This is a genomic window from Streptomyces sp. NPDC059355, from assembly GCF_042752335.1.
Classification (GTDB): domain Bacteria; phylum Actinomycetota; class Actinomycetes; order Streptomycetales; family Streptomycetaceae; genus Streptomyces.
This window is the reverse complement of sequence record NZ_JBHYXN010000031.1, coordinates 64144-84908: the sequence shown is the minus strand read 5'-3', so window position 1 is coordinate 84908 and position 20765 is coordinate 64144. Positions and strand designations below refer to the sequence as shown.

At 73.6% G+C, this 20765-nt stretch carries 21 protein-coding genes; 8 read left to right on the top strand and 13 right to left on the bottom strand.

Annotation, left to right across the window (positions count from 1 at the left end; genetic code table 11):
- Positions 1–5 precede the first annotated feature (5 nt).
- The 3 genes from ACFXGI_RS26490 to ACFXGI_RS26480 all read left to right on the top strand — a co-directional run bounded on the left by ACFXGI_RS26490 (position 6) and on the right by ACFXGI_RS26480 (position 3294).
- Positions 6–1784 carry a thiopeptide-type bacteriocin biosynthesis protein gene (locus ACFXGI_RS26490; protein ID WP_384711422.1) on the top strand — a complete coding sequence of 593 codons (1779 nt, stop codon included), beginning with the start codon at positions 6–8 and terminating at the stop codon, positions 1782–1784.
- 72 nt (positions 1785–1856) lie between these two features.
- Positions 1857–2480, top strand: a complete 624-nt coding sequence (locus ACFXGI_RS26485) for a TetR/AcrR family transcriptional regulator (RefSeq protein WP_384711419.1) — start codon at positions 1857–1859, stop codon at positions 2478–2480.
- A gap of 22 nt (positions 2481–2502) precedes the next feature.
- Complete coding sequence (locus ACFXGI_RS26480) at positions 2503–3294, top strand: M15 family metallopeptidase (protein ID WP_384711416.1); 792 nt, start codon at positions 2503–2505, stop codon at positions 3292–3294.
- A gap of 54 nt (positions 3295–3348) precedes the next feature.
- Here ACFXGI_RS26480 and ACFXGI_RS26475 read toward each other — a convergent pair whose 3' ends face one another.
- From ACFXGI_RS26475 to ACFXGI_RS26460, 4 genes are all read right to left on the bottom strand, one after another.
- Complete coding sequence (locus ACFXGI_RS26475; protein ID WP_384711413.1) at positions 3349–3996, bottom strand: CatB-related O-acetyltransferase; 648 nt, start codon at positions 3994–3996, stop codon at positions 3349–3351.
- A 115-nt stretch (positions 3997–4111) separates the two neighbouring features.
- Positions 4112–4621, bottom strand: a complete 510-nt coding sequence (locus ACFXGI_RS26470) for a nuclear transport factor 2 family protein (RefSeq protein WP_384711410.1) — start codon at positions 4619–4621, stop codon at positions 4112–4114.
- A gap of 241 nt (positions 4622–4862) precedes the next feature.
- Positions 4863–7457 (bottom strand): serine hydrolase, encoded by a 2595-nt coding sequence (locus ACFXGI_RS26465; RefSeq protein ID WP_384711407.1) that lies wholly within the window; start codon positions 7455–7457, stop codon positions 4863–4865.
- A 256-nt stretch (positions 7458–7713) separates the two neighbouring features.
- Positions 7714–8865, bottom strand: coding sequence for an aromatic acid exporter family protein (locus ACFXGI_RS26460; RefSeq protein WP_384711404.1), 1152 nt, complete (start codon positions 8863–8865; stop codon positions 7714–7716).
- A 394-nt stretch (positions 8866–9259) separates the two neighbouring features.
- Between ACFXGI_RS26460 and ACFXGI_RS26455 the strand changes: the two genes are divergently transcribed.
- Positions 9260–10105 (top strand): hypothetical protein, encoded by an 846-nt coding sequence (locus ACFXGI_RS26455; RefSeq protein WP_384711402.1) that lies wholly within the window; start codon positions 9260–9262, stop codon positions 10103–10105.
- A gap of 24 nt (positions 10106–10129) precedes the next feature.
- Here the strand turns inward: ACFXGI_RS26455 and ACFXGI_RS26450 are convergent, their stop codons facing one another.
- The 4 genes from ACFXGI_RS26450 to ACFXGI_RS26435 all read right to left on the bottom strand — a co-directional run bounded on the left by ACFXGI_RS26450 (position 10130) and on the right by ACFXGI_RS26435 (position 13282).
- A complete protein-coding gene (locus tag ACFXGI_RS26450) occupies positions 10130–11362 on the bottom strand; it encodes an FAD-dependent monooxygenase (protein ID WP_384711400.1) in 1233 nt (410 codons plus the stop codon).
- The gene (locus tag ACFXGI_RS26445) at positions 11359–11964 is read right to left on the bottom strand and encodes a chorismate pyruvate-lyase family protein (protein WP_384711397.1); all 606 of its coding nucleotides are present in this window, start codon (positions 11962–11964) and stop codon (positions 11359–11361) included. Before ACFXGI_RS26445 ends, ACFXGI_RS26450 begins: the two co-directional genes overlap by 4 nt.
- Before the next feature lie 131 nt (positions 11965–12095).
- Positions 12096–12833 carry an AAA family ATPase gene (locus ACFXGI_RS26440; protein ID WP_384711395.1) on the bottom strand — a complete coding sequence of 246 codons (738 nt, stop codon included), beginning with the start codon at positions 12831–12833 and terminating at the stop codon, positions 12096–12098.
- A gap of 71 nt (positions 12834–12904) precedes the next feature.
- Positions 12905–13282: a hypothetical protein gene (locus ACFXGI_RS26435; RefSeq protein ID WP_384711392.1), complete on the bottom strand. Its 378-nt coding sequence runs from the start codon at positions 13280–13282 to the stop codon at positions 12905–12907.
- Positions 13283–13517: 235 nt separating this feature from the next.
- On the opposite strand from ACFXGI_RS26435, the gene ACFXGI_RS26430 reads away from it, so the two are divergent.
- A complete protein-coding gene (locus tag ACFXGI_RS26430; RefSeq protein WP_384711390.1) occupies positions 13518–14210 on the top strand; it encodes a hypothetical protein in 693 nt (230 codons plus the stop codon).
- 79 nt (positions 14211–14289) lie between these two features.
- Here ACFXGI_RS26430 and ACFXGI_RS26425 read toward each other — a convergent pair whose 3' ends face one another.
- Complete coding sequence (locus ACFXGI_RS26425) at positions 14290–14883, bottom strand: MBL fold metallo-hydrolase (RefSeq protein ID WP_384711388.1); 594 nt, start codon at positions 14881–14883, stop codon at positions 14290–14292.
- A 141-nt stretch (positions 14884–15024) separates the two neighbouring features.
- Here ACFXGI_RS26425 and ACFXGI_RS26420 point away from each other — a divergent pair, with 141 nt between their 5' ends.
- The gene (locus ACFXGI_RS26420; protein WP_384711445.1) at positions 15025–15933 is read left to right on the top strand and encodes a GlxA family transcriptional regulator; all 909 of its coding nucleotides are present in this window, start codon (positions 15025–15027) and stop codon (positions 15931–15933) included.
- A 14-nt stretch (positions 15934–15947) separates the two neighbouring features.
- On the opposite strand, the gene ACFXGI_RS26415 is transcribed toward ACFXGI_RS26420, so the two are convergent.
- Positions 15948–16397 (bottom strand): nuclear transport factor 2 family protein, encoded by a 450-nt coding sequence (locus ACFXGI_RS26415; RefSeq protein ID WP_384711386.1) that lies wholly within the window; start codon positions 16395–16397, stop codon positions 15948–15950.
- Positions 16398–16522: 125 nt separating this feature from the next.
- Here ACFXGI_RS26415 and ACFXGI_RS26410 point away from each other — a divergent pair, with 125 nt between their 5' ends.
- Positions 16523–17095, top strand: coding sequence for a TetR/AcrR family transcriptional regulator (locus tag ACFXGI_RS26410; RefSeq protein WP_384711383.1), 573 nt, complete (start codon positions 16523–16525; stop codon positions 17093–17095).
- 50 nt (positions 17096–17145) lie between these two features.
- Here ACFXGI_RS26410 and ACFXGI_RS26405 read toward each other — a convergent pair whose 3' ends face one another.
- The gene (locus ACFXGI_RS26405) at positions 17146–18252 is read right to left on the bottom strand and encodes a serine hydrolase domain-containing protein (RefSeq protein ID WP_384711380.1); all 1107 of its coding nucleotides are present in this window, start codon (positions 18250–18252) and stop codon (positions 17146–17148) included.
- Between the two features lie 31 nt (positions 18253–18283).
- A complete protein-coding gene (locus ACFXGI_RS26400; protein ID WP_384711377.1) occupies positions 18284–18955 on the bottom strand; it encodes a DUF4097 family beta strand repeat-containing protein in 672 nt (223 codons plus the stop codon).
- Positions 18956–19186: 231 nt separating this feature from the next.
- On the opposite strand from ACFXGI_RS26400, the gene ACFXGI_RS26395 reads away from it, so the two are divergent.
- Positions 19187–19921 carry a helix-turn-helix domain-containing protein gene (locus tag ACFXGI_RS26395; protein ID WP_384711374.1) on the top strand — a complete coding sequence of 245 codons (735 nt, stop codon included), beginning with the start codon at positions 19187–19189 and terminating at the stop codon, positions 19919–19921.
- A gap of 7 nt (positions 19922–19928) precedes the next feature.
- Here ACFXGI_RS26395 and ACFXGI_RS26390 read toward each other — a convergent pair whose 3' ends face one another.
- On the bottom strand, positions 19929–20756 hold the full coding sequence (locus tag ACFXGI_RS26390; RefSeq protein WP_384711372.1) for an alpha/beta fold hydrolase: 828 nt from the start codon (positions 20754–20756) through the stop codon (positions 19929–19931).
- Positions 20757–20765 lie beyond the last annotated feature (9 nt).

The following is a 20765-nucleotide window of genomic DNA, read 5'->3' as shown; positions in this document are numbered from 1 at the left end:
TTTCGATGACCGAAGTCCCGTACGCGACCGCGTCCCCCGCCGGGGCGGCAGCCCTCGCACCGGCTCCGGCGGGAGGCTGGCAGAGCCTGCACCTGACCCTGCACACCGACGGCGCCGGCACCGATGCCTTCGTGACCGGGGCGCTCGCGCCCCTGATGGACGGCCGGTACGGGGCGGGGCCCGACGGCGGTGCCTGGTTCTTCATCCGCTACCACGAGGGCGGACCCCATCTGCGGATCAGGTTCCGCGGTCTCGCGGGGTCCGCCGGGGACGCGGCCGCGGACGCGGCCGGACTCGCCGCGGAGCTGGCCCTGTCGGCTGCCGGAACCACCGCTGCCGGTTCTTGGCCCGGCCGGCACGGGGAGGTGCGCGCGGTTCCGTACGAGCCGGAGACCGAGCGCTACGGCGGCCCGGCCGCGCTCCCGGTGGCCGAGGAGGTGTTCGTGCACTCGACGCGCGCGGCCGTCGCCGCCCTGCGCGCCGTGCCCGGGCGGGCCGACCGGCTGCGGCTCGCCCTGGACCTGGCCCACGCCACGGCGTACGCCCTGGGCCTGGACGAGCTGGAAGCGGCGGGCTGGCTGCGCCGGCACGCCGCCTCCTGGCGCTGGGCCGCCGAGGTGCGGCCGCTGCCCGGAGCCGCCGTCCACACCCGGGTCAACACGGTGTTCGCGGCGCAGCGCACGAGCCTGGCGCTGCGGGCCCGGACCGTCCGCGCCGGGCTGGCCGACGGCTCCGCCGATCCCTGGCTCGCGCAGTGGTCCCGGCAGGTGCGCGCGGCCGACGCCCGGATGCGTACCGCCGTGCCCGAGGCGGACCGGCCGGACGCGCCGGTGCGGGCACAGCGCCGGCTGTGGGTGTGGGCCTCGCAGCTCCACATGCTGTTCAACCGGCTGGGGGTCGCCCCCGACGAGGAGCGGGCCGTCTGCCGGCTCGCGGGGCGCGCCCTGCTGGAGACGGGCGACGGGGGCGGCTTCTTCGGCGCCGGCCCGCGCGCGGCCGACTACCAGTACCTGGAGCAGAGCAAGTTCCAGATCGGCCGTCCGCAGGACACCGCCGTACGGAGCATCGCGCGGCCCGGCGCGGCGTCCGGGCACCGGCCCGAGACCGAACGGGCGCTTCCCGCCGCCCCGTTGCCGGAGCTGTCCCTCGCCGCGGCGCTGCGCAGCCGCAGCTCGGCGCGCGGGGCGCTGCGGGGGCCGCTCACCGCGCAGGAGCTGGGCGGGGTGCTGTGGCACGCGCACGCGCCGAGCCACGTCTCCCGGCAGGCTCTGGCCGACGGCACGGAGCGCGCCGTCCATCACCGCCCGTACCCGAGCGCGGGCGCCCTCTACAGCGTCCGGGTACGGCTGCTGGCCCTCTCCGTGGCGGGACTGGCCCCCGGTACGTACCACTGCATGCCGGAGCGGCGCTCGCTGGTCGCCCTCGGACCGGCGCCGGACCTCGGCGCGCTCAAGGCGCTGTCCTCGTACCTCTCGCGGCCGGCCGGGGACCCGGACGGCGTCGGGATCGACGAGGCACCGGCCGTGCTGGCGGTCCACCTGGACCTCGGGCTGCTCCGCCGCCGCTACGGGTTGCGGGCGCTGCGGCTGGGCCTGCTGGAGGCCGGGCACCTGGCCCAGACCCTGACGCTCACGGCCGGCGCGTTCGGGCTGGCCACCATCCCGCTCGGAGGTCTGCAGGACGACTTGGCGCACGAACTGCTGGGCCTGGACGATCTCGACGAGCCGATCCAGTACCTGCTGCCGCTCGGACGCCCGGAGGGGACGGGATCCGCCACGTCGTGAGGGCCGCCGCCCGTCCGGAACGGCCGCATATGATTCCCGGGGCCCGGACAGGCCGAAGACCGAGGAGGACCCGTGGCCCAGCGCCCGGAGCGCGCCGACGCCCAGCGCAACCGAGAGGCCGTACTGGCTGCCGCCGACGCCCTTTTCGCCGCCAGCGCCAGCCCCCGTACCGTGTCGATGGACGACATCGCGACGGCCGCGGGCGTGGGCAAGGGCACCCTCTTCCGCCGCTTCGGCGACCGCGCCGGCCTGATCGGCGCCGTGATCGCCTCCCGCCTCGAACCCCTGCACCAGGCCGTACGCGAGGCACAGGAAGCGGCGGGGTCCTCGCCGCGCCGGCAGGTGCTGACGCTCCTCGACGCCTCGCTGAGCTTCAAGATCGAGAACCGGAACCTGATGGCGGCCGCGGAGGACGCCGGGCTCAGCAGCCCCTACCAGGCCGAGCACTACGGCTGGTGGCACGGGATGCTGCGCGAGGCGCTGGACCAGGTGGACGGCGTTCACAACGCGGACTTCACCGCCCACGCCCTGCTCGCCGCCATCCGCGCCGACCTCGTGGCCCACCTGATCGACGAGCAGAAGATGACCCCCGAAGGCCTGCGCTCCGCACTCGCGGCGTACGTCGACAACGTCCTGGGCCCCGGCCCCGGCCCCGCACCGACCGGCCCGCGCACGCGCACGCGCACGCGGGCATGACGGCCCGGCAGGAAGGGAACCTGTGAAGAGGCGAACGCCACTGCTCGTCGCCGCCGGTGCGGCACTGGCTCTGGGATCCGTCGCTCCTCTCGCCCACGCCGCGCCCGAGGCGAAGGCGCCCGAGGACTTCGTCGCGCTGCGCTCCGTCGATCCCTCGATCGTCCAGGACATGCGCTACGCCACGAAGGTCAACTTCACGGGGCGGCGCATCGACGGCTACCGGGATCCTCTGTGCATCCTCACCAGGCCGGCCGCCGAGGCGCTGCACCGGGCGCAGCAGAGGCTGCTGCCGCAGGGGTACACGCTGAAGGTGTACGACTGCTACCGGCCGCAGCGGGCCGTCGACCACTTCTCGCGGTGGGCGAAGGACCTCGGGGACGAGCGGATGAAGGCCGAGTTCTACCCGCGGGTGGCCAAGGACCGGCTGTTCGCGGACGGCTACATCGCGGAGAAGTCGGGCCACAGCAGGGGCAGTACCGTGGACCTGACGATCGTCCGGCGGGACCCGCCGACGGCCGCCGGCCCACCGGTGCGGCCCGCCGGCCCCTGTTATGCGCCCCAGGACGAACGGCGTCCCGACGACTCGGTGGACATGGGGACCGGGTTCGACTGCTTCGACACCCTGGCGCACACCGACGACCCGCGGATCCAGGGCGTTCAGCGGACGAACCGGCAGCTCCTGAAGGGCACCCTGGCCGCCGAGGGCTTCGTCAACCTGCCGGAGGAGTGGTGGCACTTCACGTACAAGCCGGAGGCGTATCCCGACACGTACTTCGACTTCCCCGTGGCGTACCGGTCGGTGTACGGGAACTGACCCCGAACCGGCCCCGAACCGACCCCGAACCGGCCCCGGGCACGGCGCACCGGGTCAGACGGTTCGGGGTGCGGCCTCTTCGAGCTCGTCCACGGTGCCGGACATGACGGTCCGGATGTGTGCGGTGAGGTGTTCCGCGGGCCAGTCCCACCAGGCGACGGCGAGCAGGCGGGCGATGTCGGCGTCGTCGTAGCGGGTGCGGACGAGTCCGGCCGGGTTGCCGCCGACGATGCCGTAGTCGGGGACGTCGTCGACGACCACGGCACCGGACGCGATGATCGCGCCGTGCCCGATGCGTACCCCGGGCATGACCATGGCGCCGTAGCCGAGCCAGACGTCGTTGCCGACGACGGTGTCCCCCTTGCCCGGCAGGCCGGTGAGCAGGTCGAAGTGCTCGGCCCAGGAGCCTCCCATGATGGGGAAGGGGAAGGTCGAGGGGCCGTCCATGCGGTGGTTGGCGCCGTTCATGATGAACCGCACCCCGGTGCCCAGCGCGCAGAACTTCCCGATGACCAGCTTCTCCGGCCCGTAGTGGTACAGGACGTTGCGGGTCTCGAAGGCGGTCGGGTCGTCCGGGTCGTCGTAGTACGAGTACTCCCCGGCCTCGATCAGCGGCGAGGTCACCAGCGGCTTCAGCAGCACCACGCGCGGCTGGTCCGGGAACGGGTGGAGGACGGTCGGGTCCGCGGGAAGACGATCCATGGCAGCCACTGTCTCAGGTCGTCCCCGGGCAACCCGGGCAACCCGGTCCGCCCCGGCCCGGCAGGTCCGGCGGCGGGCCACAGGCCGGACGCTGTCGCCCGCCCGACCGCTGCCGTCAGGTGGTCGGCGGGGTCCAGTCGGCGGGCAGGCCGGACTGGGCGAGGACGGTGGCCAGGCTGTAGTGGTCCTGGTCGGAGGCGATCCGGCAGTGGTTCCCGTCGAGGTCCAGCACGGTGGTCATCGGCACGGCGAAGGGCTTGGGCGCGCCCTTGAGGTGGCCGGCGTAGACGGACCGGACTGTGATCCGGTCGCCGTCGACGCGGGTGGAGCGGACGGTGACGTGGACGTCCGCGATCAGGGCGTCGGCGCGGGCCTTCCACCCCGAGATCTCCTTCCGGCCACGGAAGGTGACGCCCACGGCTTCGTCGGTGTAGACGCCGTCGGCGGTGAACAGGGCGCCGAGCGCCTGGGGTTCGGTGCCGTTCCAGGCGCGGGCCCAGTCGGTGACGATCCCCGGCGAGGCGTGCCGGCCGGTGTCCTGGGCGGCGTAGGCGGTGGCGGCGGTGGCGGAGAGGGCCACGGCGGCGGTCAGGACGGTCAGGGTGCGGATGGCGCGGTACGCCATGGTGGACGCTCCTTCGAGTACGGGTGCGGTGCGGGCACGGGCGCCGCGGGGGGAAGAGGGGGGGCCGCGGCGCCCGTGGCCTCAGACTCGCCCCGGGCGGTGTCCACTCTCCAGGCCCCGCGGGGGCGGTGACTGTCCAGCACTGCCCGCTCCTGTCCACCGGTTCCGGGCGCGGTGCGACGCGCCGGTGCCCGGTACGGAAGGTCCGTACCGGGCACCGGGCGCCGTCGGCTCATGCCTGCTAGCGGATGCGGGTGATCCTGGTCGTGAAGGAGGGCTCGGCCAGGGCGGTGCCGAGCGCCACGGGGACGCTCTTCGCGCCCTCCCCCGCGCCGACCGTGAGGACGCCGACCTCCGTTCCCGCCTTCCCGGCGTGCGGGGTGCCGGAGGCCCCCGGCCGGAGGGTGAGCTGCAGCTGCTGCCCCGGTACGCCGATGACGTTCAGGTCCTTCGTGGCCACCACGGGCGTACGGCCGCCGAGCCCGTCGTCCACGTGGCCGACCGTCTGGCCCTTGCGGACCACCGGAGCCGAGTCGAGCGCCTGCCGCACCGCCTCGATGATCTTCTTGCTGTTGGCCAGCACGAGCTTCAGGCTGTTCTCTCCGTTGAGGTCCGGGCCGTCCGCGTGCTGGTCCATGAGCGTGCCGACGATCAGCGGGGTCTCGTCACCGACCGACTTGTACACCGCCCACATCAGCGTGCCGCCCGCGGGGGTGCTGGACCCGGTCTTGATGCCGCGGATGCTCAGGCCGTTGGCCGAGAGCAGGGTGTTGTTGTTGATGAGCGGCGTGGACAGCCCCTTGATCTCGGCGCTCGGCAGCGCGACCACCGAACGGAACGCCTCGTCCTTCATCACGGCCTCGGCCAGCTTCAGCTGGTCGGCGGCCGTGCTGACGGTCGCGGAGTCCAGCCCGCTGGGGTCCGTGTACGTGGTGTTCTCCATGCCGAGCTCCTTGGCCGCGGCGTTCATCTTCGCCACGAAGGCCGCCTCGGAGTCGGCGCCCGCGTCCCAGCGCGCCAGCAGCCGGGCGATGTTGTTGCCCGAGGGGATCATGAGCATCTTCAGCATGTCCTGCTGGCTGAACTTCGTACCGGCGGTGAGCCCCTCGACCCGGGACTCGTGCTCCGCGGTGCCGTCCGCCACGGCCTTCGCGTCGATCTCGATCTGGGGGCCTGCCTCGCCCTTGCGGAGCGGGTGGCCCTTGAGGATCACGTAGGCCGTCATCACCTTGGCGACGCTCGCGGTGGGGACGGGCTTCTGCTCGCCGAAGCTGCCGATGTCGCCGGAGCCGGGGACGCGCACGGCGCCCTGGCCCTTGGCGGGCCACGGTACGGAGAACTGCCCGGCGATGGCGTGCCCTTGCCCGGCCGCGACGAGCTGGGCGGCGGGCAGCGGACGCAGCAGCTGCCCGCCGATGGCCGCGCCGGCCAGGAGCAGCAGGATCGGGGTCCAGATCTTCACGCGCCGGACGGCGGTGCGGCGCGGGGTCTCGGGCGGGGGCGTGGTGTTGGTGAGCTCGGCGAGCAGGTCCAGCGGGGGCTGCGGGGGCAGCGGCACCTCGCGGGTGGGCTCGACGACGTCGGGGGGCGTGGGCCGGGCGGGGGTGGGCGCGGGGGCCGCTGCCCGGGCCGGGGCCGGGGGCGCGGCTCGGTCCGGGGCCTGGTCCTGCGGTACGGCTCCCGGCCAAGGGGTCTTCGGCGCCGGGGCGTCCGGGTCCTTCAGGGCGACGAACTGGCTGGTCCGCTCGGCGTCGGTCTCCTCGTCGCGGGCCCAGGACGGCAGCGGCCGGGCCTCCGGGCCCGCGTCCTCTTCCCCGTCCCCGTCCCCGTCCCCGTCCTCGTCCGGCGCGTCCTCGTCCTGGCCGGCGCCGTCGGCCTCGGCCTCGGGTACGTCCCCGCCGGTGGCCTTCGCGTCGGACTCCGGTTCGGGTACGACCTCGCCGTCCGCTTCCGCCCCGGGCTCGCGTACGCCATCGGTGGTGGGCTGTGCCTCGGCCGCAGGAGCGGTCCCCTTGTCCTCCGGCTCGGCCTCGGCCGCGGATGCGGATGCGTCGACGGCGCCGGTCTCCGCGCCGGCCTCCGGCTCGGCTTCCGCCCCGGCCTCGGGCGCGCCCGGTACGTCCTCCTCGGTCCCGGTCTCCTCTTCGGTCCCGGACTCCGGGTCGGCCCCGCCGGTGGCCTCCGTACCAGGCTGTGCTCCGGCCCCTGGAGCGGCCTCGCCCCGCTCCGGCCCGGCCTCCGCCGCGGATGCGTCGACGGCGCCGGCCTCCGGCTCGGCTTCCGCCCCGGCTTCGGGCGCGCCCGGTACGTCCTCATCGGACGCGGCCTCGTCTTCGGTCCCGGACTCCGGGTCGGCCCCGCCGGTGGCCTCCGCACCAGGCTCGGGCACGGCACGGCCGGTGGCCTCCGTCCCGGACCCGGCAACGTCCCCACCCTCGGCCTCCGCCTCGGGAGCGGGCGCAACCCCGCCACCGGCGTCCGCCTCGGACGCGGCGCCGCCCGAATCCTGTGCGTCGGGCTGTGCTTCGGCCTCGGGAGCGGCCTCGGGGTCGTCCTGGGCCACCGCCTCGGAGGCGCGCTCGACCTCGGCTTCCGCGGCGGGCTCCGCCTCCGGCACCTGCCGGGCTTCCGACGGCGCGTCGGGCTCGGCCGGCGCGGCCTCCTCGGGGCCGGTCTCCGTGGCGTCGTCGGCCTCGGCTCCCGCCGGCTCCCGGGTGTCCGGGCCGCCGGTGCCGGGATCCGTTTCCGGGGCCTCGACCCCGGTCTTCTCCGTCTCCGGAGTCTCCGGGCCGTCCGGGGACTCCGGGGAACCGCCCGCCACCACTACCGCCTTCATTCGTGCCCCGCCTTGCCACTCACCCCCGGCCGCTGCCGGCCGGTTCTTGCCGATACGTCGAGCGCGGCCCCCGCGGGAACCTCGCCGAACGGCTAGATGTACGCCGCGCCCGGTCCGTTCCTGTAACCCCATCCTGTGACAGTCCGGTCATACTCCGGCCCCGGACACGTCCCAGGCCGTCCCCGTACGACTGTGTCCGTCGCGACGGCCCGGGTGCGGGCGACGGGCGCCGAGCGCGCGGGTGTGCCCGTACGGTTCACACCGACGGCGGTGTCCCACCGGTCGCGGCAGAGCCGCCTTCCGGGCCGCGTCCCGGGCGGGGGGCGTGGTCGGCGAGAGCCTCGTGGGTCAGGTGGAGGCCGGCCCGCAGTACGGCGTCGTGCCGGTCGGGGTGGGCCTCGCGGTGGGCGAGGTCGAGCGCAATGGCCCGGTCGAGGTCCGCCGTGAACTCCTCGCCGAGCAGGGCGGCGTCCAGGGCGGCGGCGGTCGCCCGGACGAGCGGCGCGAGGTCGCGCAGGGCGGGGTCGGGAGGGGGTGTGGGGTCGGGGGCGGGGTCGGGAGCGGGGGCGGTCGGCGCGCCGGACGCGGGCGGGTCCGGGGTGTCGGTCCTGGCCCGTTCGCCCAGTTCCTGGCCGAAGTACTGGAGGGTGAGGGCGGTGCGGATGCCGAGCGCCAGTCGCCCGTCGAGCCCGTCCGGCGGCAGCCCGCGCGCCCGGCGGCCCGGCAGCAGCCGTCCGGCGGCCGCCCGCTCGAACGCGTCCCGCGCGGCCTGCGGCCGCAGCCACACCCGCGCTTGCTCGGGCAGCTCCGACTCCTCCCGCTCCGCGGGTCCCGGCGCCGCCAGGCCCCGTTCCAGCCGACCGGCCATCCCGCCGAGCAGCTCCCGTACGTCGGCCCGGTAGCCGTCCAGCCCCGCCGCGGCCGACCGGTACGGGTCCGGCGGCCACAGCAGCGGCCCGAGCAGCAGGACCACGGCGATGCCGACCAGGGTCTCCGCCAGGCGCGCCAGCGGATATCCGGGAACGGCGGTCGCGTAGACCATGAGCGCCGTGATGACGACCTGCTGGTTGGGCGCGCCGGGCCGCCCCATCAGGTACATGCCCGCGCAGCCGCAGACCAGCACGGCGGGGAAGGACCAAGCCGGGTCCGGTACCCAGTGCAGTACGACCGTGCTCAGCAGCACGCCCACGACCACCCCGGCCAGCCGCTGCCGACCCAGGCGCGGCCAGGCGTACACGTCCTCGCGCATGATCAGCACCGCCGGAAGCACGGCGGGCACCGGAAGCGTGCTCGTACCCCACCACAGGCACAGGTACCAGGACACCGCCGCGCACAGGGCCAGTCGCGTGGCGGACCGCAGCCGCACACCGGGGTGGGCAGCGTACGCGACGGCGACCGGACCGGACATGTCGGACATCGTAAGCGGTCCGCCCGACGCCTCCGGCCCCATGACACCAGGCGACCGCAGCACCCCGGGCCGGGCCGAGCGACGGCCGGAAGCGGTGGGGACTCCGGGGTGCCCGCAAAGTCCCGCCTGCCCCGCGGGACCGCCCTCCGGGCGCACGGAGCTACTTCGCGGACACCCCCTGGGGAGTGTCGTCAAAGTGGCGTCGGCCGCCCGGGAGGGCGGGGCCGGCGGGGCCTGGTGCGTGCGATCGCAAGGCGGAGGAGGGAATCGACGCGGTGGGGGCACCTCCCGGCGGTAGCTGGGGGACGTCGGTGACCGACGACAACGCGGCGAGCGCGCGTGCCAGGCCCCGCCGGCCAGACGGGACTTCGACGACACGACCTAGGGTGATCCCATGGCCCTGCACGACGACGACCGCGCCGCCCTCGATCTGCTCGATTCCCACCTGGAAGCGCTCTGGGACGCGGCGGCGGCACGGGTGCGGGGCGTGGAAGCGCCGCTCCCGGCAGTTCCCGAAAGCCCGGCCGGCGCCGCGGCGGACCCCGCCCCGGAACTCCTGCGGTGGGTACTGGGAGAACTGGCACGGATGCCCCGGGAGCCGGCGGACGTCTTCGCCCGCGGGGCCGGCACCCTGCTGACGGAGTTCCGCCGACGCCGTTCGCCCTGGAACGCGGCGGCCCTGCGGCTGCTCGACGACCCCTACGTCTTCCTGGCCACCGGCCCGCGCCGCCACGAGGACTGGGCCCGGGACGTGCTCGCGGTGATGCACCGGGAGGTCCCGGACCCACGGGGCTGGCTGCGCATGGACCCCGACCGCCTCGACGATTCCGCCCGCCTCGCCGCGCCGGCCCACCCGTTCGCCCCGCCTCCCGCGGCGGAGTTCGCGGACCGGCTCCACCGGCTGGAGCCGCACGCGGCGGTCGCCGCGGTCACCGTCATGGCCGAGGAGTGGATGAGCGAACCGCGGCCCGTCCGCGACCGGCTTGACGTGGACGGGCTGACGGCGGACGCCCGGACCCTGCTCGCCCGCTACGGCCCCGACGCCCGGTTCTGGACGAACGCGGTGGGCGCCGCCGCGAACCCGGCGCCGGATTTCCTGGCGACGGGCCTGGGCGGGCACCCGGCCCACCCGTTCCTCACCGGCGCATACGTCAACGGCCTGGGCCTGTTCGACGAACTGGGGGTGATCGCCGTCTCCGGGGACGAGGTCGGAGTGTTCTGGTCCATCGGCGCCTACTGAACCGGGCGCGCAGGGCGGACGGCGCTACTGTGCGGACACCTCCCGGGAGACGCCCACCGGCGCGGGACGCAGCCGGCCCGCCCCGCCGTACGCGCGGGCGAATGCCTCGCCTTCCGGCCCCGGAGCGGTCAGCAGGGCTACCCGTTCCCGGCGCAGCCGCAAGCCGAAGGCCGACTCCGCCACGTCGCCGCCCGGGGGCAGGTGCAGCAGGTCCAGCAGCCGGTCGGAGAACTCCTGCGTCGTCCAGGCGGCTTGGCGGCGGCGCCGGTCGTAGCCGGCCAGGGCTTCCTCGGCGCCCTCGCCGTCGCGGTGGACGCGCAGCAGGGTGTCCGCGAGATCGGCGACGTCGGCCACGGCCAGGTTGAGCCCCTTCGCCCCCGAAGGCGTCAGCACGTGCGCCGCGTCCCCGGCCAGCAGCAGCCGGCCGGCCCGTACGTGCTCCCGGACCCGGCCGCGAAGCCGCAGCATGCCGACCTCGGTCACCGCACCCACCTCGGGGTCCCCCTCCTCCAGTTGCAGCCGTGTCGAGAGCTGCTCGCGGATGCGTGACTCGGTCCAGTCCGCGAGTTCCGCCTCGGGCGGGACCTGGAGGTAGAAGCGCGCCAGGCGGGGTGTACGGGGCATCATCCCGGCGAAACCCGCCTCGTGGAGTGCGTACCGGATGCCGTCCACGGGACGGTCCACCTCGGCGAGCACCGTGAGCCAGTCGTACGGGTAACGCCGTTCGACGGCTGCGTCCGCGTCGGCGGGGAACGCCTGCGCGACCGTACTGCGCGGGCCGTCGCAGCCCACGACGTACTCGGCCTCCAGGACGTCCTGCGGGCAGCGGACGAGCGGGCGGGGTCCCGAGGTGTCCACTTCGAGGACGGGGCAGTCGAACCGCACCACGCCGCCGCTCTGTTCGAACGAGGCGATCAGATCGCGCACCAGGAACTGCTGCGGATACACCCAGTGCCCGGCTCCGCCGGCGAGGTCACCGTACGGGATGCGGATCCGCTCCCCGAGGCACACGAACTCGCACCAGTCGTGCCGGCCGCCCTCGGCCAGCAGCCGGTCGGCGAGCCCGTGCCCGCGCAGGTACTCGACGACCCGGTGCTCGATCAGGCCCGCCCGGGCCTGCTGCTCGACCTCCGCGCGGCTCGACCGTTCCCGGATCTCGACCGGGACGCCGGCCCTGTGCAGCACGTTCGCCAGTACCAGTCCGGCGGGTCCGGCGCCGACGATCGCCACCTGTACGTGGCGCCGGGGCGCGGTCACGACCGGCCCGCCGGGGCCAGGGGCGCGCGCAGGGTGGCGGGGACGACGTCCGGGTTGAACAGCTCCGTGATGGTGGCCAGCGGCTGCTCGCCGTGCCACAGGAGGTACGCCTTGTACGCCGCAGGCACGCCTCCCCACGTGTGCAGGCCGACCTCGACTATGGTGCGGCGCCGGCCCGTTCCGACCGCCTGGAGCATCCGGCCGATCGGCGCCGACGGGTCGGTGAGGCACCGTTCGGCAGCCGCCGACAGGCCGGGCCGGGCCACGACCACGTTCCGGGAGAGGTCCGTCCCGTTCGAGGACGCGAGTACGGAGTGCCGCTCCAGCAGGACCTCGTCCGACCCGGCCTTCAGCAGCTCCGCCGCGCCCGCGGGAGCCTCGGACGCGTTGACGAGGCGGTGGCTCATCCGGCGGACCGAGACGGCGGAGCCGACCCACGCCTCCAGCAGGGGCGTGGTCAGCCCGTCGGTGCCGAGCAGCAGGCGCGTACAGGTGTGGGCGAACCGGTCGAGCTCTTCGCCGGTCTCCCCGGTTCCGGTGGCGGCGAAGCCGTCCGGGAGGGCTTCCGGGGACCGGGGGGACGGCAGCGTCAGCGCGGGCATGGCACCTCAGGGCGGTAGGTGGGAGGACGTGAGCGTGGTGCCGATTCTTGTATGCCCGCTCCGCCCGCCGGCACGTGCCCCCCTCTTTTTCGATCATCCAACTCCCCGCAGGGAAGCGGTAGTCGCTCCGCTTACGCCGGTAGGCGCGGCTCCGTTTCCGCTCGTTCCGCCGTGGGAACGGGCAAGGGCCCGACAGTGGGGTGGAGCATCGGGGTCGGGGTGAATTCCACGGCCGTGAGGCGTTCGCGGGAAGCCCGGTCGAGCAGGACCACCGAGGCCGACTCGCGCACCGCGGTCGACCCGTGCAGGCGGAGGGTTTCGAGCAGCCGGCCCAGGCCCTGCCGGTGGCGTGCGAACACGCGGCGCGGGGCCCGGCGGGCCCGCGACTCCTGCCCTGCCAGGGCCTCGGCGGCTCCGACGTCCAGCAGGACGACGTGCAGCTCGCGGCCGCTGCGCCCCGCCGTCCGGGACAGCCAGCGCCGCATCCAGCTCCGGCTGCCGCAGTCGTGGACCAGCATTGGCCCCCCGGAGCGGACTTCGGCGCACAGCCACCGGAAGTGCCGCAGCCTCGCCCATGGGCGGTACACCGCGTACGGCAGCCACGCGGGCATCACCGCCTCGCAGGCGACGTGGGAGACCCGGGGGTCGACGACGGGCGCCGCGCCCGACCAGCGGCGCAGGAGGGTGCTCTTGCCGCTGCCGGGCAGTCCGGAGACCACCACCACGGCACCTGCCGGGTACGACATCAGGACGGGTCCCCCGCCCTGCCCCCGCAGGTCCACCAGCCCGCGCGGGGACATGGCCATGACCGGTCCGGCCGCCCCTTCACCGACGGCCTTCTCCTCATCCCGCACGTCCACCGCGAACATGCCCGTCACCTCTCCCCCTGTGCACCCCACGGGGAGCAATCGCCATTTGTTCCGCGCCGACGCGGCTGCGGTCACGCCGCCCGGCGGCGCCGCCTGGCGGCGAGGACGATCGCGACGACGATGGCGATGACGAGCAGGACGACGAGGACGGTGCCGATGAGAGCGGCGGTGCCGAGCTTCTTGAAGAAGCCCTTCTTCTTGCTCTTCTTGCTCTTGCTCTTGTCCTTCTTCTTGTCGCCCTGGACAAGGGTGGCGGAGCCGGCGGCCGAGTGCCGGACCTGCGCGGACGGCGCATGGGCCGGCGCCGGTGCGCCCTGGGGCGCGAGCCGCACCGCGGCCGCCGGTGCGGCCTGGGCCTGGGCCTGGGCTTGGGCTTGGGCCTGGGGGCTCAGCAGCAGCCCTGCCAGAACGAGTGCGGGTATGGCACGGACGATCCAGCGACTGGTCACTTGCTTGTTCTCCTCTGGCCCATGTGTTGCGTTCACGATCATCGCAGGCCGGCCCCCCGCTCTTTACAGCGGGCTTACATCCACCCGGCGCCGAGACGAGCATCCCGCCGCGTCGGTCTCACGTCCATGCCGGCACCGTCACCGCCTGGCAACAGCCGCGGATAGGGTCTGCTGCCGGATGCGAGGGCCGGGCGTACGGGGTGGGGAGCACGGGATGGGAAGTACGGGGGTGGGCATGACGATTCATCGTCCGGGGCGGCCGGAGGACCTTCCGGAGGCGGGCCTGTTGTGGGCGCGCTGGGCCGCGCTCGCCGCGGCGACCTGGAATGCCGAGGAAGAGAAGGAGCGCTTCCGGTTCGGGTACTGGCTCGGCGAGGGCGGCGGCGACCTGCACTACGACGACGGCTCGTGCAGCCGGTGGGTCCTGGCCCGGGCCGATGGCGGGCGCGCCGTTCTGTTCGGACAGGACGATGCCGGCCGCGTCACGCGGTACGAGCCGCCCGTCGATCTCCTCGCCGGGGCCCCCGGCTGGGTCCACGACGAGGTCCGGCACGACCTTCCGGAGCGGGGAAGGGTCGAGTGCGTCTACTGGTTCGAGGACGGCTCCTGGCATCGGGCGCCCTACCCCGACGACCTCCAGGACGACGGGCTCGACTGCGGGATGGGCCACCTGGCCTCGCGGGACGACACCGTCGGCGCGATCTTCGAACTGTTCGGGTTCGACCACGACTGCGAAGGCGCGCTGGAGGCCTGCGAGCGGTTCGTCGAACACGCGGAGCGGGGCACGGTCACCGGTGAGAGCGTGCGCTCCTTCGCCGATGCGGTCTTCCGGATCCAGACCGAGTACGAACTGCTCTGGCCCAAGGCCCCGATCCCCAGGCCGGAGACGGACCTGGCCGCGATGACAGCCCTGGCGCGCCGCCGCTGACACCGCGCGGGGGCGCCGCGCGGCCCGGCAACGGGGGCCGGTCCCGACCTGATCGGTGAAGACACCGCCAAGGCACCTCCTAGCGCGGGGTGGTGTCGGCGGGCCGGAACGGGGCGCCGTGGCCGGGCACGATCAGGTCGGCCGCGGCCAGGACCCGCAGCCGGGAGGCGCGGTGCACCTCGCGGTCCGGGGCCACCGGGTCGTCCGCCGGGCCGTTCGCGTGCCACCACAGGTCGCCGGCGAAGGCCACCACGCCGGCGTCCGTGCCCGCCAGCAGCGTGATGTCCTCGGCGCTGTGGCCCGGGGTGCGGATCAGCCGGAGCGACGGGGTGAGTTCGTGGCCCTCGGCGTCGCGGTTCGTCCACTGGTCGCCCTGGTACTCCACCTTGTGGTCGTGGATCCGGGCGCGCCCGAAGAGGCCCACGTTCATGGTGTTGTCCGGGTGGTGGTGGCTGAGCACCACGTCCGTGATGTCCTCGGGGCCGAGTCCCAGCTCCGCGAGGGGGACGAGGATGTCGTCGTGGCTCGCCACCATGCCCGGGTCGAAGATCACGTGCCGTCCCGCGTCGTGCACGTAGGAGACGGTGGCGGCGACTCCGGGGCCGGTGGAGCCGACGTAGCCGGTGGTCAGGACCTTGTATGCGGCGCTGCGGCCGAGCGGTGCGTCTGTCATGGCCTCAATGTTTCCGCGCACGGGGAGAGTTCACGAGTGGCACGGATGCCTCTCATCGCAGGATTCGTGCCAACCCTGTGCCAGACTGCCGTCGTGCCGCCTTTCAAGACCGTTGCCGCGTACGTCCCTCCCGGCGTCGGCATGCTCGCCGTCGGCATCGTCACCGAGGTGTTCGGCCCCCACGGAGCCGCGCTGCCCGGTTTCGACTTCGCCCTGTGCGCCGACCGGCCCGGACCGGTGCCCACGGACTGCGGGGTGCCGCTCTTTGTCGCGCACGGCCTGGACCGGTTCGCCGAAGCCGATCTGCTGATCGCGCTGCCCGGGGCGGATTTCCGCACCCCGCCCGGCCCCGCCGTGCTCGACGCGCTGAGGTCCGCGCACGGGCGCGGCGCGGTGGTCGCGGCGCACTGCGTCGGCACGTTCGCGCTCGCCGCCGCCGGACTCCTCGACGGGCGGCGGGCGACCACCCACTGGCGGTTCGCGGAACTCCTGGCCGGCCGCCACCCGCGGGTCACCGTGGAACCCGACGCCCTCTACGTCGACGAAGGGAACATCGTCACGGGTGCGGGTGCCGCCGCGGGCTTCGACCTGTGCCTGCACCTGCTCCGGCGGGAGCACGGCGCCGCGCTGGCCAACGGCATCGCCCGGGACATGGTGCTCCCCTCCCACCGCGACGGCGGGCAGGCCCAGTACCTGGCCGCGCCCGTCCCGGAGAACGGACAGGACGAGCGGCTCGCGGCCGTACTGGGCTGGGCCCGCGAACACCTCCACGAGCCGCTGCCCGTCACGGAACTGGCCCGCCGGGCGATGATGAGCAAGCGCTCCTTCGCCCGCCGCTTCACCGCCGCGACCGGTACCACCCCGCACGCATGGCTGCGGAGCCTGCGGCTGAGCCGGGCCGAGGAGCTCCTGGAGACGACGGACCTCCCGGTCGAGGAGATCGCCCGCCGGGTCGGCTACGGGAGCGCCGCGGTGCTGCGCGAGCAGTTCGTACGCCGCCGCGGAGTCCCGCCCCGGGCCTACCGCCGCGCCTTCACCCGCGCGACGTAGGAACCGGCGGGCCGCTACCCCTGCTGCCCGGCCTCCAGTGCCCGCACCAGCTGCGGCAGGTCGTCGCCCGCCATGACGAGGGCCAGGTGGTCGTGGAAGTCCCGGCTGGTGACGATCAGGCCGTCACGGACGCGCAGTACCTGGATGTTGGCGGTCTCGACGGTGCGGCCCGTCACCCGGTGGTGAACCCGGTAGTCCCACTCGGCGACGACCACCTCCGGGTCGCCGGTCTCCCGTATCACGACGTTCGCCGGGGTCAGTTCCACGGGAGAGGCCGCGGCGACCGCCGCGAAGCGCTCCTCGAGCACCGCACGGCCCTCGAACCGGCGCGGCCCGACCGGTTCGAAGACGGTCTCCACGACGGCGTCCTGCGCGTAGAGCTCGGCCAGCTCCGCGTACCGCCCCTGGCCGATGCGCGCCAGGAGTTCCCGGGAGACCTCTCGCGGTGACAGCGTTTTGGGCATGATCAACCTCCGGCGGGATCAGCCACTAGAATCGGACCAGCGGCTCCGTTTTCAACGATACGGACTGGGGACTCCGGTTGTCCAGGTATCGAAGCCGCCGCCGACGCACGGAAGGCAGAAGAGGGATGAGTGGCACTCAGGAGCGCCCGCTGCGGGCGGACGCGGCCCGGAACCGGGCCAGGGTGCTCGACGTCGCCACGGAGGTGTTCACCAGCCGCGGCATCGGCGTGCCGACCGAGGAGATCGCCCGGGCCGCCGGGGTCGGGGTCGGCACTCTCTTCCGGCACTTCCCGACCAAGGAAGCGCTGCTGGAGGCGGTGATGGTGCGCAGGCTGGAGGAGATGGCGGCCATGACCGCGGGGCTGGCGGCGCAGGCGGATCAGGCCGAGGCCTTCTTCGCCTGCTTCCGCCTGGTGGTGGAACGCTCCTCGGGCAAGAACGAGTTCGCCCAGGCGCTCGCGGCTGCCGGTGTCGACGTACACGCGGCGCTGCGGGCGCCGACCGAGGAGATCCAGACCCGGCTGGCCGCCCTGCTGTCAGCAGCCCAGCAGGCTGGGGCGGTCCGCCCGGACCTGCACCTGCCGGAACTGCTCGCCCTGCTGGTCGGCACCGGCGCGATGCTCGAACAACTCGGCCCGGACCCGGCACCCCGGGAGCGCATCTTCGAGGTGGTCTTCGACGGCCTCCGGCCGCGCTGATCGAATCGGCCGCGCGATCGAATCGGCCGCGCGATGCCTCGTACCAGAGGTCAGGCCGTGGCCGGGTCGGCGGTGAAGACCTGCTTGACCAGGGCGTCCAGGGCCCCGGGGAAGGCCTGGGCCGGGTCCGTCGGGGCGTCGCCGGTGGTCAGGCCCGCGGTCAGGGTCCTGCTGCCGTCGGGCGTGCTGTACATCAGGGCTCCGTAGCCGCCGGGGGCGCCGCCGTTGTGGTGGTAGACGGTGCCGCCGTGCTCCGGGCCGAGGTCCTGGACGAACACGCCGAGGCCGTAGCCGAGTTCCCCGTACGGCTTGCGCATCTCGGCCAGCAGCGGGGCCGGCAGGAGCTTGCCGCCGTTCAGTGCGGAGAAGAAGGTGTGGAGGTCCCGGGTGGTCGTCATCGCGTCACCGGCGGCGAACAGCATGGAGGGGTTCTGACGGGAGACGTCGGCCACCTTCCATTCGCCGGCGTCCTGGTAGCGGTAGTAGCCGTGGGCGTGCGGCTCCGGGAGCTCCGGGTCGCTGCCGCCGAGTACGGTGTTCCGCAGTCCGAGGGGCCGCACGATGCGGCGGTCCATCTCCTCGGCGTACGAGCGGCCGACGACGCGCTCGATCAGCAGGGCCGCGAGGGTGTAGTTGGTGTTGGAGTAGCCGAAGCCCGTTCCCGGCTCGAACCGGGCCGGCTTGGACAAGGCCAGGGCCATGAGCTCCTGCGGGCGGTAGGCGTGCAGCCGGTTGTCCACCCACTCCTTGCCCGTGGCGGGGATCCCCGCCACGAAGGTGCCGTCCTCGTAGTACTCGCCGGTGTAGTTGAACAGCCCGCTGGTGTGCTGGAGCAGCATCCGCACGGTGATCCGCCGGTCCAGCCCGAGCTCGGGCAGGTGGTCGGCGACCGGGGCGTCCAGCCCGGTCCTCTCCTCGGCCACCAGCTGCAGCACCGCGGTCGCGGTGAACGGCTTGGCGACGCTGCCCGCCCAGAAGTGGCCGTCCGTCGGCGGCTTGGCGCTCTCGCCCGGCCGGCTCACCCCGGCGCTGCCGGCCCACTCGCCCCGCTCGTCGTGCACGCGCATCTGTATTCCGCCGAAGCCGGCGTCCACGAACGCCTCGATGGCCTTCTGGAGTTCCGGGCGGTCCGTCGTGGTCGTGGTCGGGTTGCTCATGATCGTGTGCTCCTTCGAGGGTGGTGGGGGGTCAGAGGCTGCGGGCGGTGATGTCGTCGTGGGCGGTGGTCGCCCGGATGTTCAGACCGGCGGCCGCGCCGTCGGCGTTGTGCAGGGAGTTGGCGATCCGGCCGTAGGAGGTACCGGCGTCCAGCGAGGCCGACACCCCGCGGGCGGCGCCCACCGAGATGTCACCGGACTCCGTCCCCAGCACCACCGACCCGCGCACCGCCTCATCGATGCGCAGATCACCCTTCCGCGTCCCGACCTCCGCGTCCCCGACCAGACGGCCGACCCAGATGTCACCGGCCTGAAGAGCCAGCCGGGCAGAAGCCGTCTCATCGAGGCGCACCGCGCCCTGCGCACCCTCGAACACGACCTCACCAAGACGCCCGACCCCGCGGAACTCCACCGCCGCCGTCCTCGCCTCCACCCGCGAACCGGCCGGCACCCGGACCGTCACCTCCACCGATCCCGAAGCACCCAGCACCTGATGCTTCGCCACCGCCGTCGCGATCCGCAGCACACCATCCGCGAAGCCGACCGCGGCCTGCTCCGCCGCCTTCACATCACGGCCCTTCGAAGCGTCCGCCGGCCGGACCTCGACCACGGCATCCGCCCGATCCGCGGCGATCAGCTGAACACGCCCCGCGGCAACGTCCAGAACGACGGCGATCGGGGCAATGGTCTCGAACTTCTGCATGACAATCTCCTGTTGCGCTCACTCGCTGTTTCCGATGAAGGAAAAGCTACGTAGCGTTTCTGAATTGTGCAACGGATTCGTTGCGTATGAGTGCTGTTATTCCAGGTCAGAGGCTTCACATCGTTGCAACGGCTCTGGTTTTAACGCAACGTCAGCTGCCTCGGTCGTTGCATTGGATGGAGAGTGAACGCTATGCTGGAGACACACGAGGGAACGTGAAAGGAGATCGCGATGCCGGGAGGCAGGCTCACCCAACAGGAGCGCCAGCAGATCGCGCTGGGGGTGGCCGACGGGCTCGCCTACGCGGAGATCGCCAGACGTCTCGACCGCCCCACCTCAACGGTCACGCGTGAGGTCATGCGCAACGGCGGCCCCACCGGCTACCGCGCCGACCTGGCCCACCGCGCCACCGAGCTCCGCACCCACCGCCGCCGAAAGTCCGTGCCCCGGGGGGCGGATACGTCCGCGCACGCCCCCGGTCGCGATGCCGAGGCGGTGCGCGCGTACGAGGAGGTGTTCGCCACCGTCTTCATGCAGTCGGGGCTGCCCAGGATGACGGCCCGGGTACTGGCCGGTCTCTACACCACCGACGCCGGCAGCCTCACCGCGTCCGAACTCTCCGCGAGCCTCCAGGTCAGCCCGGCGTCCATCTCCAAGGCGATCACGTTCCTCGAGAGCCAGGGCCTCATCCGCCGGGAACGGGACGAACGCCGACGCGAGCGCTACGTCGTCGACGACGACGTCCTGTACCAGTCGACGATGGCCAGCGCCCGCGCCACCGCCCACCTCGGCGAGGTCGCCCGACAGGGCGTCACCGTCCTCGGCGCCGACTCCCCGGCCGCCGCCCGGCTGGAGAACATCGCCCGCTTCATCGACTTCGTCTCCGAGAGCATCGCCCGCGCAGCGGACCAGGCCCGCGAGATCCTCCACACGAAGCCCGAAACGGTGTCCGACAGCGCCACCTGAGGCGGGCTCAGGCCGACGGGGATCCGAGGGCGGCGACCTCGCGCACAGAATCGGCGATGGCCCGGAAGTCCTTCTTCAGGATGGCGCCGTGGTTGCTGGGGACCTTCGCGCCGAGCCGGATGTTCGGGTTGCGCTCGAATACCTGGTCGAGGCCCGCCCGGATCTTCTCCTGCTCGTCGCCCTTGCTGCCGAAGGACGTTCCCGAGGCGAGCACGTACCGCACCGGGACGGTGATGCCGTCCAGGACGGGGCCCAGCTCGCGCTCGCGGGAGAGCTTGCCGAGCTCGATGTTGCTGTCCGCCTGCTCCCCGGCGGACATCCGCGGGGTCAGGCCGGTCAAACGCAGCAGCGGCGAGAACCAGCCGATCCGCCGGAACAGCTTCCGGATCCGCAGCTCCATGGCGTCGTCGAGCCAGTCGTACGGGGCCGCGCCGTCGACCAGGACCGCGCCGACGGCACGCTCCGGATTGCGTTCGGCCCAGTGTGCGGCGACGACCGCCCCGTAGGACCAGCCCACCACCAGCGCCCGGTCGACGCCCCGGGCCGCGAGAACGGCGTCGACGTCGCGGACGGCGGCCTCGAAGGAGTAGTCCGCGGAACGCTTCGACTTCTTGCCGCGAGCCCGCTCGTCGTACGTGATGTGCCGTCGGCCCGGGCCCAGTTCATCGATGACCCGCCGCCAGTACCCCTGGGTGGCGAACTGGCCGTTCAGGTAGACCACGGGGATACCGGGGCCGCCGGTGTCGGTGACGGCCAGGGCCGTGTCGTCGACCGGCACCATGCCGGTCCACGCCTGAACGGCATCGGTCGGGGAAGTGCGGTTGTCGTTCGTCATGGCGATGGT

Excerpts from the sequence above, each read along its gene's own strand:
- ACFXGI_RS26490 (WP_384711422.1), top strand. The coding sequence starts at position 6 with ATGACCGAAGTCCCGTACGCGACCGCGTCCCCCGCCGGGGCGGCAGCC.
- ACFXGI_RS26475 (WP_384711413.1), bottom strand. The coding sequence starts at position 3,996 with ATGGATCGTCTTCCCGCGGACCCGACCGTCCTCCACCCGTTCCCGGAC.
- ACFXGI_RS26470 (WP_384711410.1), bottom strand. The coding sequence starts at position 4,621 with ATGGCGTACCGCGCCATCCGCACCCTGACCGTCCTGACCGCCGCCGTG.
- ACFXGI_RS26465 (WP_384711407.1), bottom strand. The coding sequence starts at position 7,457 with ATGAAGGCGGTAGTGGTGGCGGGCGGTTCCCCGGAGTCCCCGGACGGC.
- ACFXGI_RS26460 (WP_384711404.1), bottom strand. The coding sequence starts at position 8,865 with ATGTCCGGTCCGGTCGCCGTCGCGTACGCTGCCCACCCCGGTGTGCGG.
- ACFXGI_RS26455 (WP_384711402.1), top strand. The coding sequence starts at position 9,260 with ATGGCCCTGCACGACGACGACCGCGCCGCCCTCGATCTGCTCGATTCC.
- ACFXGI_RS26445 (WP_384711397.1), bottom strand. The coding sequence starts at position 11,964 with ATGCCCGCGCTGACGCTGCCGTCCCCCCGGTCCCCGGAAGCCCTCCCG.
- ACFXGI_RS26440 (WP_384711395.1), bottom strand. The coding sequence starts at position 12,833 with ATGTTCGCGGTGGACGTGCGGGATGAGGAGAAGGCCGTCGGTGAAGGG.
- ACFXGI_RS26430 (WP_384711390.1), top strand. The coding sequence starts at position 13,518 with ATGACGATTCATCGTCCGGGGCGGCCGGAGGACCTTCCGGAGGCGGGC.
- ACFXGI_RS26425 (WP_384711388.1), bottom strand. The coding sequence starts at position 14,883 with ATGACAGACGCACCGCTCGGCCGCAGCGCCGCATACAAGGTCCTGACC.
- ACFXGI_RS26420 (WP_384711445.1), top strand. The coding sequence starts at position 15,025 with ATGCTCGCCGTCGGCATCGTCACCGAGGTGTTCGGCCCCCACGGAGCC.
- ACFXGI_RS26415 (WP_384711386.1), bottom strand. The coding sequence starts at position 16,397 with ATGCCCAAAACGCTGTCACCGCGAGAGGTCTCCCGGGAACTCCTGGCG.
- ACFXGI_RS26410 (WP_384711383.1), top strand. The coding sequence starts at position 16,523 with ATGAGTGGCACTCAGGAGCGCCCGCTGCGGGCGGACGCGGCCCGGAAC.
- ACFXGI_RS26405 (WP_384711380.1), bottom strand. The coding sequence starts at position 18,252 with ATGAGCAACCCGACCACGACCACGACGGACCGCCCGGAACTCCAGAAG.
- ACFXGI_RS26400 (WP_384711377.1), bottom strand. The coding sequence starts at position 18,955 with ATGCAGAAGTTCGAGACCATTGCCCCGATCGCCGTCGTTCTGGACGTT.
- ACFXGI_RS26395 (WP_384711374.1), top strand. The coding sequence starts at position 19,187 with ATGCCGGGAGGCAGGCTCACCCAACAGGAGCGCCAGCAGATCGCGCTG.
- ACFXGI_RS26390 (WP_384711372.1), bottom strand. The coding sequence starts at position 20,756 with ATGACGAACGACAACCGCACTTCCCCGACCGATGCCGTTCAGGCGTGG.